The following is a 16,174-nucleotide window of genomic DNA, read 5'->3' as shown; positions in this document are numbered from 1 at the left end:
GGACCCGGACCTTGTCCCCGGGGCCGGCCCGACGCGTGACGGGGTCCTTCGGGCGTGGGCGTGGCCGCGGGAACGGCCGCTGCGTAGGGTCGGTTCCGGCCGGGCGGACACCCGGACGGGTGTTCTCGGACACGTTTGCCCCGACGCGCCCACGGACGGGAACCAACCCGGCACGCCGCGCGTCCATGTACCCATGAGCACCCAGCACGTCGTGATCAGACCTGCCGTCATCGAGGACCTGGACGCCATTTGTGATGTCCATGCCCGCGCGCGGGCGACGTACTACAGGGGTCATCTGGCGACCGAGGCGTACGGCGGCCCCGAGGAGCTGGAACGCCAGCGGCAGGGGACCGAGCGGGCGATCCTCTCGCGCGAGTACACCGTGCTCTGCGCCACCCGCCGCGATCACGTCGTCGGCTTCGCCGTGGTCGGGGCCAGGTTCGACGGGGACAAGCTGATGCACTTCCACATCGACCCCGAGGTGTGGCGCACCGGCACCGGTACGGCGCTGCACCGGGGATGCGTCGCGGTGTGGCACGCCGCCAAGCTCACCACCGCCCGCCTTGAGGTCTTCGCCCCCAACGCCCGCGCCCGCGCCTTCTACGTCCGTCAGGGCTGGGAAGAGGACGGGCGCGAGGACGACCACGTCAAGATGCTTCTGCGCATCCCGGCCACGCTCTGAGCGACTGAGCGTGGCCGAGCGGCTGCTGCCCTGCGGGTTGTGGGTGGGCGCCGCCTCGGTGCGGGCGGCGCCTCCTTCACCCCTCCCGCCACCGGTCCAGGCGCGCGCGTGCCTTCTTCGGGATCGGGTGCGACTCGCCCAGCGCGCGTACCGCGTCCGCGAGAAGATCCTCGAAGGCGGTGACGGCTCCCGCGGTGTCGCCGGCCCGGCCCCGCAACTCCGCGAGGCTGTGCCGGCTGCTGAGGGTGTGGGGGTGATCGGCGCCGAGGACGCGTACCAGATCCCCGACGAGGGGGACGAACAGATCGACGGCCCGGTCAGGCCCGACCGTCGTGCCGTGCAGCACCGCGATCAGATTGCGGACCGAGAGGGTGGGCACGGCGTCGGGGCCGAACACCGCGGTGAACGGGCCGACCACGGCGAGGAGTTCCGTCAGCGCCTCGGCGTCCTCACCGCTCCGCCACCGGAGTTCGGCCGCGTGGGCACGTTCCGTCAGGGTGGCCGGATCGTCCGGGCCGCGCAGCCGGGTCAGATCCTCGACAAGCGGGAGCGCGGCGGCGTACGCGCCCGCCGGGTCGTCGGCGTTCTCCCGCCGGGTGACCAGCGCCTGCCGGATCTCCACCACGCTCGCGGGGGAGGTGCCCGGACCGTCCAGGGCCGCCCGGAGCAGCGCCGCGGTCACCCGTGCCGCCTCGGCGTGCTCGCCCAGGACGTCCAGCCGCCTCGCCAGCAACGCGCGGGCCGCGACCACTGCCGAGTTCCGCTCGCCGAACACCTCTACGAGATCGGCGAGCAGCGCCTCGTTCACCTCGGCGGCCCCTCGGACGTCACCGGCCGCGTCGCGCCACCGGGCCAGGTCCGCCCTGATGTCGAAGGTGCGCTCGTCGCGGGGGCCGAGCACCGCCAGGCTGTCCGTCAGCAATTCCTCGAACAGGTCCCGGGCCCCCGCCGTATCCCCCGATTCCCCCAGACGGTGGGCCAGATCGCCGCGGCAGACCAGGGTCTCGGGGTGAGTGGGCCCCTGGAGCGCGATCCGGTCGGCCAGCAGCGCCCGCAAGGTGGCGAGCGCCCGCTCGGTGTGCCCGGCGCCACCCTGCGCCGCGGCGAGCGTGTCGCGGGCGTCGAGCGTCGCCGGATGGTCGGCGCCGAGGGTCTCCGTGCTCTCCGTGACCAGCAGGCCCGCCTGTTCCACGGCCGCGTCGTGCTCCCCGGCCGCCCTGAGCAGCGCGACGAGTGACGCGCGGGCCTTCGGTACCTCCTTGTCCCGGGGACCACGGGACCGGATCAGGCCGTCGAGCCGCAGCCGCGCCTGGACCGCCGCCTCTCCCGGCTCCCCGGCCTTGCGCAGCGCGCGGGCCAGCCGGCCCCGGGTCACCAGGGTGCTCTCGTGGTCGGGGCCCAGCGCGCACGACTCGATGTCGAGCAGGGTCCGCAGCGCGGAGACGGCCCCCGCGAAGTCACCGGACCGGAACCTCCACCAGGCCTCGTGCCCACGCAGGCGCAGCACCGCGGGGTGTTCCGGACCGATCGCCTTCTCCAGGGCGGGCAGCGCGGCGGCGGTGATCTCCAGCGCGCGTACGTGGTCCCCGGCGTCGGCGTACATCTCCGCGAGCCGCGACCGCAGGGAGACGAGTTGCTTGTCGTCCGGACCCGGCGCCGCCGCCAGCCTGTCCAGCAGCTCCGTCAACTCCCCGATGGCCGCGCGCTGTTCCTCCCCCGGCGGGTAGATCCCGCAGGAGAGGGCGATCGCCCGGACGAGCAGGGTCTTCGGGTGGTCCGCGCCGTGCAGCGCGATCCGGTCGCGCAGGGCCTCCTGGGCGAGGGCGGCGGCGGTCTCCCGGTCACCGGCCTGGGCATGGCACGCGATCAGCGCCATTCTGATCCCCACCACCCGGCCGAGGTCGGCCGGTCCGGTCCGCGCGAGACCGTCGCGCAGCACGCGGAGTTCGGCGGCCGCCTCCCGTGGCCCTCGGGTGGTGCACAGCAGCCGGACGAGTTCGCCGCGCGCCTCCAGCGTGGCCGGATCATGGTCACCTTGGACGCGGCCCAGATCCGCCACCAGCGCCGTCCACGCCGGTATCGCGCGTTCGAACTCCCGCCCGGCCTCAAGGAATCGGCAGACATGAACGGCGCTCTGCAGGGTGTCACGGGCGTCCGGGCCCAGCACCCGCTTCTGTGTGTCGTGCAGTTCGGCCATCCGCGCCGCGGCGTCGAGCGGATCGCCGTCCCGCGCCTGCCAGAAGAGCCGGCGCATCCTGGCGTACAGGGTGTAAGGATTCTCCGGGCCCATGACCCGGCTCAGTTCGGCCACGGCCGTCTCCGACGTCCGTAGTGCCGTGGTGAGATCACCGGACTCCGCCTGCATCTCGGCCAGGATCACCCGGGTCTGGAGGGTGTGCGGATGCTGCGCTCCCAGTACGCCCAACCGGTCGGCGAGCAGGGCCTCCAGCGCGGCGGCGGCTCCGGCGGGGTCCCCCGTGTTGCCGCGGAGCAGGGCCAGATTGTTACGGGTGACCATGGTCTGCGGATGCAGAGGGTCGAGCAACCGCCGTTGGTCGGCGAGGAGTTCCTCGAACTCCATGACGGCCCGCTCGTCGTCGCCAGCGTGCCTGCGCCGCTCCGCCAGGTTGGCCCGGGAGCGCAGGGTGGCCGGATGGGCGGGACCCATGGTGCGCACCCGGTCGGCGACCACCTGCTCGTACACGGCCACCGCCTGGTGCGCGTCACCCGCCTCGCCGAGGAAGTAGGCCATGTTCCCCCGGGCCGACAGGGTGGTCGGGGCATCGGGTCCGAAGACCCGTTCCAGGGCGGGCAGCAGTTCGGCGTACGCGGTGGCGGCCTCGGACGGGTTCTCGCACTGGCCGCGGCAGCTCGCGAGCACGAAGCGGGTGACCAGGGTCAGTTCGTGGTCCGGGCCGAGCAGCCGTTCCGCTTCGGCCAGCACCTCCCGCGCCACGCGGACACCCTCGGCCGCGTCCCCCGCCGCGTTCAACGCCTCGGCCAGCAGGGTCCTGGCCTCCAACGCGCCGTAACCCTCCGGACCGTGCACCCGCGCCGCGTCCTCGGTGAGGGCACGGCGTTCGGCCAGCGCCCCTTCGACGTCCCCGGCCTGACCTTGCCAATAGGCGTGCAGGCTGCGGACGGTGAGGACTTCCGGATCGTCGTCCCCCAGGGTCCGCCGGGCGGGAGTGACGAGGGCGGCGCAGGACCGGGCGGCCGCCCTCGGCTGGCCGAGCGAGCCGAGACTCGTCACCGTGCGGTACAGCACCGCGCGGACCTCCGGCGGACCCACCCACAGCGCCCAACCCGCGTTCCCGTAGAGGGCGTTCGTCGCCGCGCGCAAGTAGGAGGTCTCCGGCGCGAATTCGTCCTTCGGCCAGACGAGATAGAGCGCGCCGGCGAGAGTGCCGGCCGCGACGGCGAGGGTCTTCTCGGCCAGCGTGTCCCGGGTGGCGCGCTGGGTGAGCTGGTGGACACGGACGGTGGGCGGGGTACGGGTCGTGTGGTCCACCAGGCTGAGCCGGTGCAGGGCGCGCAGGGCGCTTCTGGCCTCCTCCTGGCTGACGGGGACGATGAGCGGCGGTGCCTGGTGGTCCGGCTCCTCATGGGCAGCCGGTTCCTTCCGGTCGGCGGGTGCCAGGGGTTTCGTCGGCGGCTCCGGCGCGGCGGGGTCGGCGGGTACGGCGGGTGCGGCGGGCTGCTCGGGTGCGGCCGGTTGCTCGGGTGCGGTCGGCAGCATGCCGAGGTAGCGGCGGACCGGCAGGCTGGTGAGCACCGATTCGAGGATGCCGTCGGAGCCGAGCAGGGAGCAGAGGTGCAGCATCGGACGGGCCAGCCCGCGCGGCACCAGCGTGTCGGCCTGGTCCACCGACAGCGACCACACCGCCGCCACGGTGACCCGCTGCTCGTCCGGCAGACCGCTGTCGTCCGGCAGCACCTCCACCAGGGGACGGCGTTCGGCCAGGCGCGCGCGGTACTCCCGGGGGCTGAGCCCTTCGTCCATGAGATAGGCGGCGGCCTGGGACAGGGCGAGCGGCAGATGGCCGAGGTCGTCGGCGAGGGCGGCCAGTTCGGGATCGGGGGGCGGGTCGGCGTCGCCCGGTCGGGTGTCGTCCTCGGTGCCGGCGCCGGTGCCGGTGCCGGTGCCGGTGCTGGTCTCCGGTCCGTCGGCGTACTCCGTGACGGTGCCGGGCTCTGTTGCGGTGCCGGGCTGTGGGCCGAGCTTCTCCGCCAGATAGCGCACCGACTGGGCCGGGGTGAAGAGTCCCACCTCCAGGGTCCGACGGGCGTGGCCCCGCAGCGCGGACTCCCGGCGCCGGGTGGTGATCAGCGTGTGCCCGTACGCGGTGGCGGGCGGCCACAGACCACGCAGGTCCGCCGGGTCGGACACGTCGTCGAGCACGATCAGCCAGCGCCGTTCGCAGGTCTGCAAGTAGCTGAGGAACGCCTCCGCGGCAACTTCCTCCGCCGCGCCGTCCGCGCCGCAGATGTCCACGGCCGCGCGGGCGTACACGGACACGATGCCGTCCCGGGTGGCGCCGCTCGCCCACACCAGGAGATCGACCCGGCCCCGCGCCGACATCTCGTGGGCGAAGCGCGCGGCCACCTGCGTCTTGCCGACCCCGCCGCCACCGGTGAGGACATGGCACGCGACCGCCGGTTCCGTCGCGGTGGAGGGCGGTTGGGCGGCGCCGGTCGTCTCCGGGACTGTGGACGAGGGCAGTTGGGGTGTCGCGGCTGTCTCTTGTGCCGTGCTGGACCGCAGTTGGGCAGCGCCGGACGGTCTGCTCGTTCGGGCCGATCCCCGTAGGACCGCCATGGCGTCGCGGTGTTGAAAGCAGCTCGCGGGTGGCGGGATCCTGCCGATCTGATAGGGCCAGGAGACCGGCTGCCGGGGCTCGGGTGCGACGCTGACCTGGTTGATCACGCCGATCCCGGAGATGGCGATGCCGTGGGAGGAGGCCGTGGCCGGACCTGTGCCGCTCAGATCGATTCGTCCGAGGAGCAGCGATTCGGCCGACCCGTCCGCGCCGCCGCGGCGCTTCGGCCACTTCACCGCGCGCTGCCTTCCGCCGCCCCGCCCGTGGTGTTCATGGCCGCCGGATCAGTCGGTGTACTCGATGCCGGTGTGCGCGCGGGAATCGGGGCCGTCAGCCGTCGCGGCCCCGCTGCGCCGTACGGTCGCCGATCCGCCGCCGGCCGCCCCGCGCTGCCGACGGATGCCCGTACCGGCCTTTCCGCCGTTGGTCGCCTTCGCCTCGCCGCTGTCCTCGACCTGATCCGTGGACCCGGCCGGGGACGGGAGGAACCAGGGTACGAGGACGGCCGCGAGACCGAGGAGTATCTGGACCGTGGCGGCGATCAGCTGGCCGGTGTCCGGCCCGCTCAGCAACCACGCGAAGGGCGCACTGGCCACGACGGCCGCACCCAGCGTCACCGCGACGATCTTCCAGCCCAAGCTCATGACCCCACCCTGCTCTCAGGTTGTTCCGGGTGCCCGTCAGCGTGCCGTCAACGGTGGCTTGCACCCTCATTGATAGCAGGTTGTCCGCTTGTGCCGAAAACAATCAGCGAGGGTAAGGGCGCCTGAAACCAGGGGCCTTGGGACGTGTTGGCAGGTGGCGGCCGGTGCGGCCTACGGGTACTCGTACGGGTTCGCGGTGGGCGCGCGTACGGGGTTCGCGGCCCGGGCGGGCCGGTGAGCCTAGTCGCCGCTCAGCGGGGAGAGCGTGCCGCCGTCCGCGAGGTGGCCGGTGAGGGTGGGCCGGGCGCCGCGCGGTGCGGGAACGCTGAGGAAGGGCGCGTCGGCGGAGGCCGTCACCCCGTCGGTCGCGGTGATCCGGGACACGCCGTAGTCACCCGCCGCCAGCACGTACCAGTGCCCGGCGGCCGACTTCCACATCACCCCGGCCAGCACATGCGGCCCGTAAGGGCTGCACGCGTTGCCGTCGGCCTGCTGCCCGGCCGGGGTGCCGGGCGCGCCCGTCTTCGTCGCGGGCGGCACGAACTGCACGGTGGCCACGCCGGGTCCGCGCCAGGTGTCCGCCCGGTCGCAGGTCCAGGACGCCTCACCGCCGTCCTCGGGCAGCGAAGTGCGGGCGAACTCCCAGTTGTTGGCGGATTTCACGCTCTGGCCGCGCAGTTCGCCCAGTCGGCAGGCGCTGTGCGCCCAACTCGCCCGCGCCTGCGGCCCGGTGGCCTCCATCGGCCCCGACTGTGCCCCGGCGTCCGGCGGTGGCGGGGTGTAGGTCAGATGGACCGGCGCGAGATCGCCGAGGTCGGTGAGCAGAAAGGTCCGCTGCCCGCCGAGCTTCGCCGACGGCCGCAGCTGGAGCGCGGGCCAGGCCGTACCGCAGCTGCCCGCCGCCGCGCCCGCGCCCGGCGTCCGTACCGGATCGGTCACACCGTCCGCCGTCCGGTGCAGCGGCTGGGCGTCCTGGTCGGGGCGCAGCAGGTCGACGGTCTGCGCGTCGGTGACCCAAGGGGCGGTCAGAAAACGCGCGTTGCCGTCCACCCGGTCCACCAGAACGGCCGCCGAGGTGGTCAGATCCGCGTTCTGCACCTGCGAGAAGTCCAGCGCGGCCCGTCCGGTGCCGTGCCGCAGCTGGGCGTAACGGATCACCCGCAGGCCGTCGTAGAAGATCACCACGGTGGCGTTGTCGACGTCGCCCGCGAAGAGCAGCTGCGGGGGCTGCGAGGGGCCGGTGCGCGGGGTGCCGGGGGTGCTGCTGACGTCCACCGACGAGCCCGGGTTCGCCCACACCGCGAGCGCCCGGCCGAGCAGCGCGGAGTCCGACGTACGGTCGCCGCGGGTCGGCCACGCCGTGAAGTCCAGCCGCGTGGTGGTCTGCCACGCGTCCGCCGAGGGGTGGACGAGCGCGGTCGGGTCGAGCGTACGGGGGTTGGCGCCGGGCGTACCGGCGGCCGCGTACGACTGCGGGGAGCCGCTGCCGCCGCCGACGGACACCAGCAGCGTGCCGACCGCCACGGTCACCGCCGCGGTGAGCCCCACCCGGGCGCGCCTGCGACGGCGCAACAGGTCGGTGGGCTCGGCCTTGAGCGTGCAGGGGTCGAAGTCGCCTTCCGTGAGCGGTGGTTGCACCTCGGCCCGGGCGGCGGCCGTCTGCACGGCCTGCGCGGCGCCGCGCGCGCCCACCGCTTCGAGCACGGCCCGCGCCTCGCGTGCCCCCAGCCCCTCGACGCCCAGCAGCGCGTACGCCGCCCGGGCCGCGGCGGGCATACGGTCCGGTGTGGGCTCCTCGGCGCCGGTCGCGGTCGGGTGCACCCGCAGGCCCATGACCCGCGGCAGGGGCAGCGCGTCCTCGGCGGCCCTGCGCACCCGCCCGCGCCCGGCGTACGCCAGCGCGCCGCGCAGCACTTCCTGCCGCAGCAGCCCGTACGCGCCCCCCGGCGCCTGCGACGGCCGGGCCGAGCGCGGCAGCGAGCGCTGGGCGAGCCGGTGCGCGGCCAGCACTCTGCGGTGGCGGCCGAGCGCGGCGGGCAGCGTCAGATAGGCCAGCCGTACCAGCCGCGGGTAGTGCGCGACGAGGGCGGCCTCGGCCTGCTCCACGGTCACGGAGTCGTCGGCCGGTGCGGGGGTGGCCGGTACGTGCGGGGTTTTCACGCACGGTCAAACGAGCGGTGGGGGCGTTGGTCACCCCTGGGACGGCGGAGGGGCCGGGGAATGGGGGCGGGAATGGGGGCGGGAGCGGGAACGGGGGCGCCCGTCGGGTGACGGGCGCCCCCGGGGGGCTTGACGTAGGGGGGCGGGGGCGCTCGCGTACTCGGCCTCGCGCAACGGCCCTGCGGCCGGGAGGGTCGGCGCGGAGGCCGGGACCGTACGGCTCGGCCCCGCCGGCTCAGACCAGTCCGGCCTTCTCCAGCGCGCTGCCGCAGGTGTCGACGATCAGCCGGGTGACGACGTACGGGTCGACGTTCGCGTTCGGGCGGCGGTCCTCGATGTAGCCCTTCTGGTCCACCTCGACCTGCCACGGGATGCGCACGGACGCGCCGCGGTTGGAGACGCCGTAGCTGTACTCGTTCCAGGGGGCGGTCTCGTGCGCACCGGTGAGGCGGGCCTCGACCCCGGCGCCGTAGTGCTTGATGTGCTCCAGCGGCTTGTCGTCGCGGCCCAGTGCCTCGGCGGCCTCGATGATGGCCTCGTAGCCCTCGCGCATCGCCTTGGTGGAGAAGTTGGTGTGCGCGCCGGCGCCGTTCCAGTCGCCCTTGGCGGGCTTGGGGTCGAGGGTCGCGGAGATGCCGAAGTCCTCGGCGGTGCGGTAGAGCAGCCAGCGGGCGACCCACAGGTGGTCCGAGGCGTCCAGCGGGCTCAGCGGGCCGACCTGGAACTCCCACTGGCCGGGCATGACCTCGGCGTTGATGCCGGAGATGCCGAGGCCGGCGGCCAGGCAGTTGTCGAGGTGCTTCTCGACGACGTCGCGGCCGAAGATCTCGTCGGCGCCGACGCCGCAGTAGTAACCGCCCTGCGGCGCGGGGAATCCGGCCTCGGGGAAGCCGAGCGGGCGCGAGCCCTTGAAGAAGGTGTACTCCTGCTCGATGCCGAACAGCGACTCCTGCGCGGCGAACCGCTCGGAGACCTCGCGCAGCGCGGCGCGGGTGTTGGACTCGTGCGGGGTGCCGTCGATGTTGAAGACCTCGCACAGCACGAGGAGGTCGTCGCCGCCGCGGATCGGGTCGGCGAAGGACGCGACGGGCTTGAGTACGCGGTCCGAGGCGTGCCCCTTGGCCTGGTTGGTGCTGGAGCCGTCGAAGCCCCAGACCGGCAGCTCGGCGCCGTCCGCGAGGATCTTCGTCTTCGAACGGAGCTTGGCGGTGGGGGCGGTGCCGTCTATCCAGATGTACTCAGCCTTGTAGGTCACGGTGACGCCATCCTTAACGAACGTGATCGCGGGTGCGGCCGAGCTGCGCTGATCGGACCGAGGGCAGTGTCCCAACCCGCCTTTTCCCGCCTGTTGCCCTCGCGTTAACCCCACGTAACGCTCTCCCCTCGACCCCGCGCGGGGCCGGACCGGAAGGCGAGCGGCCGCCCATGGTTCTGGCCGAGCTGAATGAGCGTCGGGTTGTCCTCGTCCAGGTCGGCCACCGAGGCGGCGGACAGGGCCGAGGGGGAGCGCCGGACGTCGCTGACAGAGGCGCCGGCGTAGCCGGTCGCGCCGCCGAGAGCACTGTCGCCGGTGACAGTCGGGAAGGCGCAGGAGGGCGAGCGGTCGACGTCGTCGGCAAGCGTGACGAACGGAACCGTCGCCGCGGGAGCGCATACGTTCAACGACAGAATGCTTATATCCGAGAGGTTGAAGCTGACTTGAAGGGCGCTGTGCGGGGCGGATATGGCACACCTTGGGAGACGAGCGTTGTTGGGCGAAACGCCTACCTGAATAGTGTGGACAGCGAGTTCGGTAGGCCTTGGTCGTCCATTCAGTTCCACTGGAGAGGCGCGCCAGTCGGTGTTGAAGAACCTGACTGGTTCGCTCCGAGAGGTTTGGCAAGTCAGTAGTGTCAGCGTATGAGTCGGACAGACTGTTCGAGATCTGGAGCTTCAGTCCTTCGCATCGCACGATGCTGCTGCACGGCAACCCGAGTCCCGGTGATGAGTTCGGCACTAGGGTTGAGATCTACGCCGACAATGTAGAGGTGATGTTCCTCAGGCCGAGAATGAAAGGGGTGAAGATTTGGCGACCTTCGTCTCGGGAAGCCGCCGAGGTTGCTAAGAAGTTCGACATCGGCGATAAGCAGCAATCGCTCTATCTGGTTTCGAGCGAGAATTTTTGCGGTTTCATCGTAGGCGGCCGTCCATCTTGGCGTGAAGCTGTTCGGGACTTCGACGATGAGACCCTGTTCGACTTTGGGCAGGAGTGGCCACCCGGTCCGGAAATGAACTGGGGACAGGTCGACTGAGGCAGTAAAGCTGCCGCGCATTATTGGGTAGGGCCGTTTTAGAGGCCCCACCGGAATCCGATTCCGGTGGGGCCTCAGTGGCGTCTGACGGCGGTAGTTGACGGCAACGTCAGCGAACGGGACCGTACAGAGCGGCGGTCGTTGCCTTCGTCGCTCTCGGCGAGGCTTTCGAGGGCGTGTCCGAGGAGGTCGATGGCATCGCGTGGAGGCAGCGATGGACGTTGGGGGTACACCGTCGCGGTGACGCCGATGTGGGCGTGGCCGAGGAGTTCCTTGATGACGACGAAGTCGACGCCCTCTGCCATAAGGGCGGCTCCCTCGATCGGGCAACTGTCGCGCCAGACGGAGACGTAGCCGCTGTCCTTCCAGTCGGTGACCGCTGCCACGCGCTCCCGGGTTTGTCGGTCGTGATGATCCTTTGGGGACCGCAGGCAGTCGGCGGGCAGGACGGGATGGGGATGAGATGGAACTGAAGGAATCTCTTGCCGCAGCGGGTCTCCTGGTGCTGGAGGAAAGCGGTGACCTGAGTGGGCTCGTTCCCTCCCTCGTCACCGGCCAGGCGCCTAGCTGTCCTCCTGGGGACCGCCGGACCGAGTCCCAGGTGGACAACGAGGATCCGCTGCTGCACGAGAAGGCGAACGCGGACTGGTATCGGCTGTCGGTCGAAGCAGGTCTTTTCGCTGAGGCCGATCCCCGGTTCCTGGTCGCGCTCACCCCTGAGGAGGACGGCCCTTCGCAGTGGATCCGCGTGGAATTGCAGGACTCATGGGACATCATGGGGACAGGTGCTTCAGGCCTTCTCGGCAGCGGATACTGCCGTCCTGAGTTTCGTATGCTCTCGCTTGACGGCTCAGTTCTTACCTGCGGTACCACCTGGGAGTCCGCGATCAGTACGTTCGTACTGAAAGAACCGGGCAATTCGCAAGTCCTTCACAAGTTCGCCGAATGGGTGGCGACAGGTGAGATCGGGCACCCGGCGGAGAGCGCCGCGGCACGGCGGTGGCTTGACGGTCTGTGGACCCGGGGCCGGGCGGCCGGTGGTCGCAGTGCTGGCGGTGGGGGTGGGTAGGGTGCGGGGATGCCGCATACGACTGTTGAGTACTCCGGATCGATCGCCGACGCCTTCGACCGGACCGCGTTCGCCCAGGATCTCCACGACACCCTTGTGAGCCTCGCGGACGTGCGGGCCGCGGGGTGCAAGACCCGGTTCGTACGCCGGGACGACGTCTACATCGGAGACGGTTCGCCGCACTACGCGCTGCTCCACACCGAGATCGCGGTGGTGGCCGGCCGTACGACGGAGACCAAGCGCGCGGTCAACGAAGCCGTACTCGCGCTGCTGCGCAAGCACACCGCGCCCATCCCGGAGCACGAAGTCCAGTTCTCCGTCACTCTGCGCGACCTCGACAGCGAGACGTACGTCAAGCACGACGAACCGCGGACGGCGTCGTGACCACGCCCTTGCGCTTCGGGCTGCTCGGCACGGGTCCCTGGGCGCGCCTCGCCCACGGGCCCGCGCTCGCGGCGCACCCGGGCGTCGAGTTCGTCGGGGTGTGGGGCCGCAGGCCCGAGGCGGCGGCCGAGGTCGCGGAACTCTTCGGCACCCGGGCCTACGACGACGCGGACGCCCTTATCGCCGACGTGGACGCCGTCGCGATCGCCCTGCCGCCCGCCAGCCAGGCGCACTTCGCGACAATGGCCGCGAACGCCGGACGGCACCTCCTGCTCGACAAGCCGCTCGCGTCGACCGTCGAGGACGCGCGCGCCGTGGTCGACGCGGTGGAACGGGCCGGCGTGACCTCCGTCGTCTTCTTCACCATGCGTTTCGACGCAAAGGCCGCGAAGTGGATCGAACAGCAGGCGGCCACAGGGGAGTGGTACACCGGACGGGCCGACTGGTACGGCGCCGTGTTCGGCACCAAAGGCGTCGAAAGTGTCGAAGGCGTCAAGGGCGCGGACGGTACGGCGGACGAGGACGCGAGCCCGTTCGCGGCCTCGCCCTGGCGCCAGGAGAAGGGCGGCCTGTGGGACGTCGGCCCCCACGCCCTGTCCGTACTGCTGCCCGTGCTCGGCGACGTCACGGACGTACGGGCGGCGCGCGGACCGCGCGACACCGTTCATCTGACGCTACGTCATGAAAGCGGCGTGTCCAGCACGGCCGTGCTCACGCTGTCCGCGCCGGCCGCCGCGGCCGGGATCGGCATCGAGTTCCGCGGTACGCACGGGGTGGCCGCGTACCCGGAGGAGTGGAGCGGTACGGCCACGGACGCGTTCGCGCGGGCGATCGACGCGGTCGTCGCGGGCCGACCTCACCCGTGCGACGCGCGCTTCGGGCTGCGGGTCACGGAGATCCTCGCGGCGGCGGAGAAGGCGCTGGGGTAGGCGCCCGGGGGACAGCGGGCGTACGGCCTTACGCGCGCGGGGAGTTCGGGCGCAGAAGTACGGCAAGGTCGGCGCGTTCGACTACGGCCCTACGCGCGCGGGGAGATTCGGCGGGTGCGGCCCAGCTGAGCCGGGCGGCACCCGCGCGAGAACCACTCGAACGGAGCAGCGGAAGCAGGGAAGAAATCCGCCGCCACGCCACTTGTACCGATCATGAAGGCGATCATCTACACCACCAACGGCAGCTCCGACGTCCTGACCCTCGCCGAGCGCCCGGTGCCCGAGCCGGGCCCCGGTGAGGTGCGGGTCGGGATCCGGGTGTCCGGTGTCAACCCGACGGACTGGAAGTCACGGCAGAGCACCGCGCCGACCGGGGAGCAGGTGCCCAACCAGGACGGTTCGGGTGTCATCGACGCGGTCGGCGAGGGCGTGCCGGAGAGCCGGGTCGGTGAGCGCGTCTGGCTGTGGGAGGCGGCCTTCCAGCGGGCGGACGGCACCGCGCAGGAGTACGTCACGCTGCCCGCGCGCCAGGCGGTCGCCCTTCCCGAGCACGCCTCCTTCGACCTCGGCGCGAGCCTCGGCATCCCCGCGCTGACCGCACACCGGGCGCTGACGGTGGCGGACGGCGGCCCGGAGCGGCTGGCCCCCGGCGCGCTCGACGGCCGTACGGTCCTGGTCGCGGGCGGCGCGGGCGCGGTCGGCAACGCGGCGATCCAGCTGGCGCGTTGGGCCGGCGCGACCGTGATCACGACGGTGAGCAGCGCGGAGAAGGCGACGCTGGCCACGGCGGCGGGCGCGCACCACGTCGTCAACTACCGTGAGCAGGACGCGGCCGCGGAGATCCGCCGTGTCGCGCCGGACGGTGTGCACATCGTGGTGGAGGTCGCCCCCAACGCGAACAGCGAACTCAACGCCGCGGTCGCCGCGTTCAACGCGGTGGTCGCCTTCTACGCCGACGACGGCGAGGCGTTCAACCTGCCGGTACGCCCCTCGATGGTCCGCAATATCCGCTGGCAGGGCCTGCTGGTCTACACGGTGCCGGCCGCCGCGAAGGACCACGCGGTCGCGGCGGTCACCGCGGCGGTGGCCGATCGCGCGATCCGGGTGGGCACGTCGGCGGGGCTGCCCCTGCACCGCTTCCCGCTCGCCGGGACGGCCGCGGCACACGACGCGGTGAGCGCGGCGACGGTGGGGAAGGTGCTCATCGACGTTACGTCGTGACCGTGGGGGCGGCCGGGTGGTGTGCCCGGGGTGCGCCCGGACTTGTCGCGCGCGTAGGCCGGGCCGTCCCGCACCCGGGCTCGGGGTACGCCCGTGTGCCTCGAGGGCGACACCCCGGGGTGCCGCGCGCGGCCGGGCTCGGGTGCGCGCCTTGGGCGGCCGGCTGCCGGGACGCGCGGGGTGACCGCCGGAGGGCTCGGCCGGGCGTCCGCCGACGGTTCGGCGGGGGCCGAAACGTGCCGGGTGCAGGATGGAGCCATGACCTCAAGCGATGGCTCCGGCGGCGGCCCGCGAGGCGCGGGGCTCGCCGCGTTCGCCGGGCTGCTGGCGGACGAGACCCGCGCCGCGGTCTGCCTCGCGCTGCTCGACCGGCGCGCCTGGACCGGCGCCGAACTGGCCCGGCACTGCGGTGTCGCGCCCTCCACGATGAGCGAGCACCTGACCCGTCTGGTCGACGGCGGCGTCCTCGTCCGGGAACGGCAGGGCCGCCACGCCTATGTACGGATCGCCGACCCCGAGGTGGCCCGGCTCCTGGAGGAACTGGGCGCGCGGGCGGTGTGGCCCGGTCCGGCGGACTCCGGAGCGCCGTCACGCCGGGCCGGCGGGCTGCGCGCCCACAGCGCGGGACGCGCGCTGGCCCGGGGCCGCACCTGTTACGACCACCTCGCCGGCCGGCTCGGCGTGGCGATCACCGACGCGATGACCGAGTGCGGGCTGCTCCGCCAGGACGCAGGTTTCGCGCTCACCGACGAGGGCGTCGCCTGGCTCACCGGCCTCGGCGCCGATCTCGACGCCCGCCCCTCCTCCCGCCGCCCGACGGCCCGCCCCTGCCTCGACTGGACCGAGCGCCGCCACCACCTCGCGGGCACCGCGGGCGCGGAACTCTGCCGTCTGGTCCTCACCCGGGCCTGGGCCACCCGGATCGGTACGAGCCGCGCGGTGAAGGTCACCGCGCTGGGCGAACGCGAACTCCAGCGGACTCTCGGCATCCCCGCCGGCTCCCTGAGCCTGCCGGACCCGTCGGACCGACCGGGGCTCGGTTAGCAGGCCGCGAGCCGTTCCCGTACGGCGGGCGCGGAGAGGCCGAGGGCGGTCAGCAGGTCCGCGGCGGGGTCGGGGTGGCGGGCGGTGAGCAGCGCGAGCAGGAGATGGCGGGGCTCGATACGGCGGCCCTTGTGGTCGTGCTCGGCCTCCCGCTTGGCCGCTCCGACGGCGGCGCGGGCCGCGGAGTTGAACGGCAGCCGGCGGTGGCCGCGTACCGGCGGAGGCGCCAGGGGCGCGTCCAGCACGATGCCGAGGGAGGCGAGGGCCGCGCGGTCCAGCGAGTCCAGCGCGGTCCGGCCCTCCGCGACGGTGACGCCGAGGGCGCGGGCGGGCGGCGCGGTGTCGTCGCGCAGCAGCGCGAGCAGCAGGTGGTCGGTGCCGATTCGGCGGTCGCCGCGCAGATCGGCCTCCTCCCGGGCGAGGTCGAGCACGGGCTTGAGCCGCGCGGGCGATGCGGTGTCGTTCATGACAGCCTCACTTTCCGTACTTCGCGTGTACCGACTGACGTGACACCCCGAGGGCGTCGCCGATCTGCTCCCACGACCAGCTCTGCCGGCGGGCCAGCGCGACATGCGCCGCCTCGACCTGCTCGGCGAGCCGGTGCAGGGCGCCGACGGCACGCAGGCCGACGGCGGGGTCGTCCGTGTTCATGACCGCGGTAAGGTCCATGTCTGTCAGCCTAGACTGACGACAGTGTGGGCGTCAACGCAGACTGACAAAGTCGCCGCGAGTCGGCCCGGCGGGCGGTGGCGGCGGGGGGGGGCTCGCGTTTGTTAGAGCCTCTAGCAAACGCGAGGGTCTGCGTCGTTCGCTCGCGCGAGGGCCTTTACGTTCCGTGACACCTTCTAACGAACGTGACGCCGCTCGTGTCCGCCCGCCCCCCCGGTCCGGCGGTCTCGCGTTCGTTACACCCTCTAACGAACGCGAGCC

15 protein-coding genes are annotated in these 16,174 nt (G+C 72.6%); 7 read left to right on the top strand and 8 right to left on the bottom strand.

What is annotated here, in order from left to right; genetic code table 11:
• Positions 1-193: 193 nt before the first annotated feature.
• Positions 194-682 (top strand): GNAT family N-acetyltransferase, encoded by a 489-nt coding sequence (locus tag OHA30_RS07825; protein WP_328913072.1) that lies wholly within the window; start codon positions 194-196, stop codon positions 680-682.
• A gap of 76 nt (positions 683-758) precedes the next feature.
• Here the strand turns inward: OHA30_RS07825 and OHA30_RS07820 are convergent, their stop codons facing one another.
• The 5 genes from OHA30_RS07820 to OHA30_RS07800 all read right to left on the bottom strand — a co-directional run bounded on the left by OHA30_RS07820 (position 759) and on the right by OHA30_RS07800 (position 9,968).
• Positions 759-5,738, bottom strand: coding sequence for a tetratricopeptide repeat protein (locus OHA30_RS07820; RefSeq protein ID WP_328913071.1), 4,980 nt, complete (start codon positions 5,736-5,738; stop codon positions 759-761).
• Between the two features lie 48 nt (positions 5,739-5,786).
• Entirely contained in the window at positions 5,787-6,146 is a 360-nt protein-coding gene (locus tag OHA30_RS07815; RefSeq protein WP_328913070.1) for a hypothetical protein, read from the bottom strand.
• Positions 6,147-6,386: 240 nt separating this feature from the next.
• Entirely contained in the window at positions 6,387-8,306 is a 1,920-nt protein-coding gene (locus OHA30_RS07810; protein ID WP_328913069.1) for a hypothetical protein, read from the bottom strand.
• A gap of 235 nt (positions 8,307-8,541) precedes the next feature.
• On the bottom strand, positions 8,542-9,561 hold the full coding sequence (gene glnII / locus OHA30_RS07805) for a glutamine synthetase (protein ID WP_328913068.1): 1,020 nt from the start codon (positions 9,559-9,561) through the stop codon (positions 8,542-8,544).
• Positions 9,562-9,665: 104 nt separating this feature from the next.
• Entirely contained in the window at positions 9,666-9,968 is a 303-nt protein-coding gene (locus tag OHA30_RS07800; RefSeq protein ID WP_328913067.1) for a hypothetical protein, read from the bottom strand.
• A gap of 290 nt (positions 9,969-10,258) precedes the next feature.
• Here OHA30_RS07800 and OHA30_RS07795 point away from each other — a divergent pair, with 290 nt between their 5' ends.
• Positions 10,259-10,597 (top strand): hypothetical protein, encoded by a 339-nt coding sequence (locus OHA30_RS07795; RefSeq protein WP_328913066.1) that lies wholly within the window; start codon positions 10,259-10,261, stop codon positions 10,595-10,597.
• Between the two features lie 74 nt (positions 10,598-10,671).
• Here the strand turns inward: OHA30_RS07795 and OHA30_RS07790 are convergent, their stop codons facing one another.
• Entirely contained in the window at positions 10,672-10,983 is a 312-nt protein-coding gene (locus tag OHA30_RS07790; protein WP_328913065.1) for a hypothetical protein, read from the bottom strand.
• A gap of 77 nt (positions 10,984-11,060) precedes the next feature.
• Here OHA30_RS07790 and OHA30_RS07785 point away from each other — a divergent pair, with 77 nt between their 5' ends.
• From OHA30_RS07785 to OHA30_RS07765, 5 genes are all read left to right on the top strand, one after another.
• Positions 11,061-11,666 (top strand): hypothetical protein, encoded by a 606-nt coding sequence (locus OHA30_RS07785; RefSeq protein ID WP_328913064.1) that lies wholly within the window; start codon positions 11,061-11,063, stop codon positions 11,664-11,666.
• A 9-nt stretch (positions 11,667-11,675) separates the two neighbouring features.
• Positions 11,676-12,050: a 5-carboxymethyl-2-hydroxymuconate Delta-isomerase gene (locus OHA30_RS07780; protein ID WP_328913063.1), complete on the top strand. Its 375-nt coding sequence runs from the start codon at positions 11,676-11,678 to the stop codon at positions 12,048-12,050.
• Positions 12,051-12,058: 8 nt separating this feature from the next.
• Positions 12,059-12,979 (top strand): Gfo/Idh/MocA family protein, encoded by a 921-nt coding sequence (locus OHA30_RS07775; RefSeq protein ID WP_328917775.1) that lies wholly within the window; start codon positions 12,059-12,061, stop codon positions 12,977-12,979.
• A gap of 213 nt (positions 12,980-13,192) precedes the next feature.
• Entirely contained in the window at positions 13,193-14,200 is a 1,008-nt protein-coding gene (locus tag OHA30_RS07770) for an NADPH:quinone reductase (RefSeq protein ID WP_328913062.1), read from the top strand.
• 258 nt (positions 14,201-14,458) lie between these two features.
• Positions 14,459-15,244, top strand: coding sequence for an ArsR/SmtB family transcription factor (locus OHA30_RS07765; RefSeq protein WP_328913061.1), 786 nt, complete (start codon positions 14,459-14,461; stop codon positions 15,242-15,244).
• On the opposite strand, the gene OHA30_RS07760 is transcribed toward OHA30_RS07765, so the two are convergent.
• Together OHA30_RS07760 and OHA30_RS07755 are read right to left on the bottom strand one after the other, a co-directional pair.
• A complete protein-coding gene (locus OHA30_RS07760) occupies positions 15,241-15,711 on the bottom strand; it encodes a Clp protease N-terminal domain-containing protein (RefSeq protein WP_328913060.1) in 471 nt (156 codons plus the stop codon). The two genes, OHA30_RS07765 and OHA30_RS07760, sit on opposite strands and share 4 nt — an antisense overlap.
• Before the next feature lie 7 nt (positions 15,712-15,718).
• The gene (locus OHA30_RS07755) at positions 15,719-15,913 is read right to left on the bottom strand and encodes a hypothetical protein (protein WP_328913059.1); all 195 of its coding nucleotides are present in this window, start codon (positions 15,911-15,913) and stop codon (positions 15,719-15,721) included.
• Positions 15,914-16,174: the final 261 nt, after the last annotated feature.

It is taken from the genome of Streptomyces sp. NBC_00223 (assembly GCF_036199905.1).
In the GTDB taxonomy this organism is placed as follows: Bacteria; Actinomycetota; Actinomycetes; order Streptomycetales; family Streptomycetaceae; genus Actinacidiphila.
This window is presented reverse-complemented; position numbering and strand designations above follow the sequence as displayed.

Coding starts and splice junctions, on each gene's coding strand:
- OHA30_RS07825 (WP_328913072.1), top strand. CDS start 194: ATGAGCACCCAGCACGTCGTGATCAGACCTGCCGTCATCGAGGACCTG.
- OHA30_RS07815 (WP_328913070.1), bottom strand. CDS start 6,146: ATGAGCTTGGGCTGGAAGATCGTCGCGGTGACGCTGGGTGCGGCCGTC.
- OHA30_RS07795 (WP_328913066.1), top strand. CDS start 10,259: ATGCTGCTGCACGGCAACCCGAGTCCCGGTGATGAGTTCGGCACTAGG.
- OHA30_RS07785 (WP_328913064.1), top strand. CDS start 11,061: ATGGAACTGAAGGAATCTCTTGCCGCAGCGGGTCTCCTGGTGCTGGAG.
- OHA30_RS07780 (WP_328913063.1), top strand. CDS start 11,676: ATGCCGCATACGACTGTTGAGTACTCCGGATCGATCGCCGACGCCTTC.
- OHA30_RS07770 (WP_328913062.1), top strand. CDS start 13,193: ATGAAGGCGATCATCTACACCACCAACGGCAGCTCCGACGTCCTGACC.
- OHA30_RS07765 (WP_328913061.1), top strand. CDS start 14,459: ATGACCTCAAGCGATGGCTCCGGCGGCGGCCCGCGAGGCGCGGGGCTC.
- OHA30_RS07760 (WP_328913060.1), bottom strand. CDS start 15,711: ATGAACGACACCGCATCGCCCGCGCGGCTCAAGCCCGTGCTCGACCTC.
- OHA30_RS07755 (WP_328913059.1), bottom strand. CDS start 15,913: ATGGACCTTACCGCGGTCATGAACACGGACGACCCCGCCGTCGGCCTG.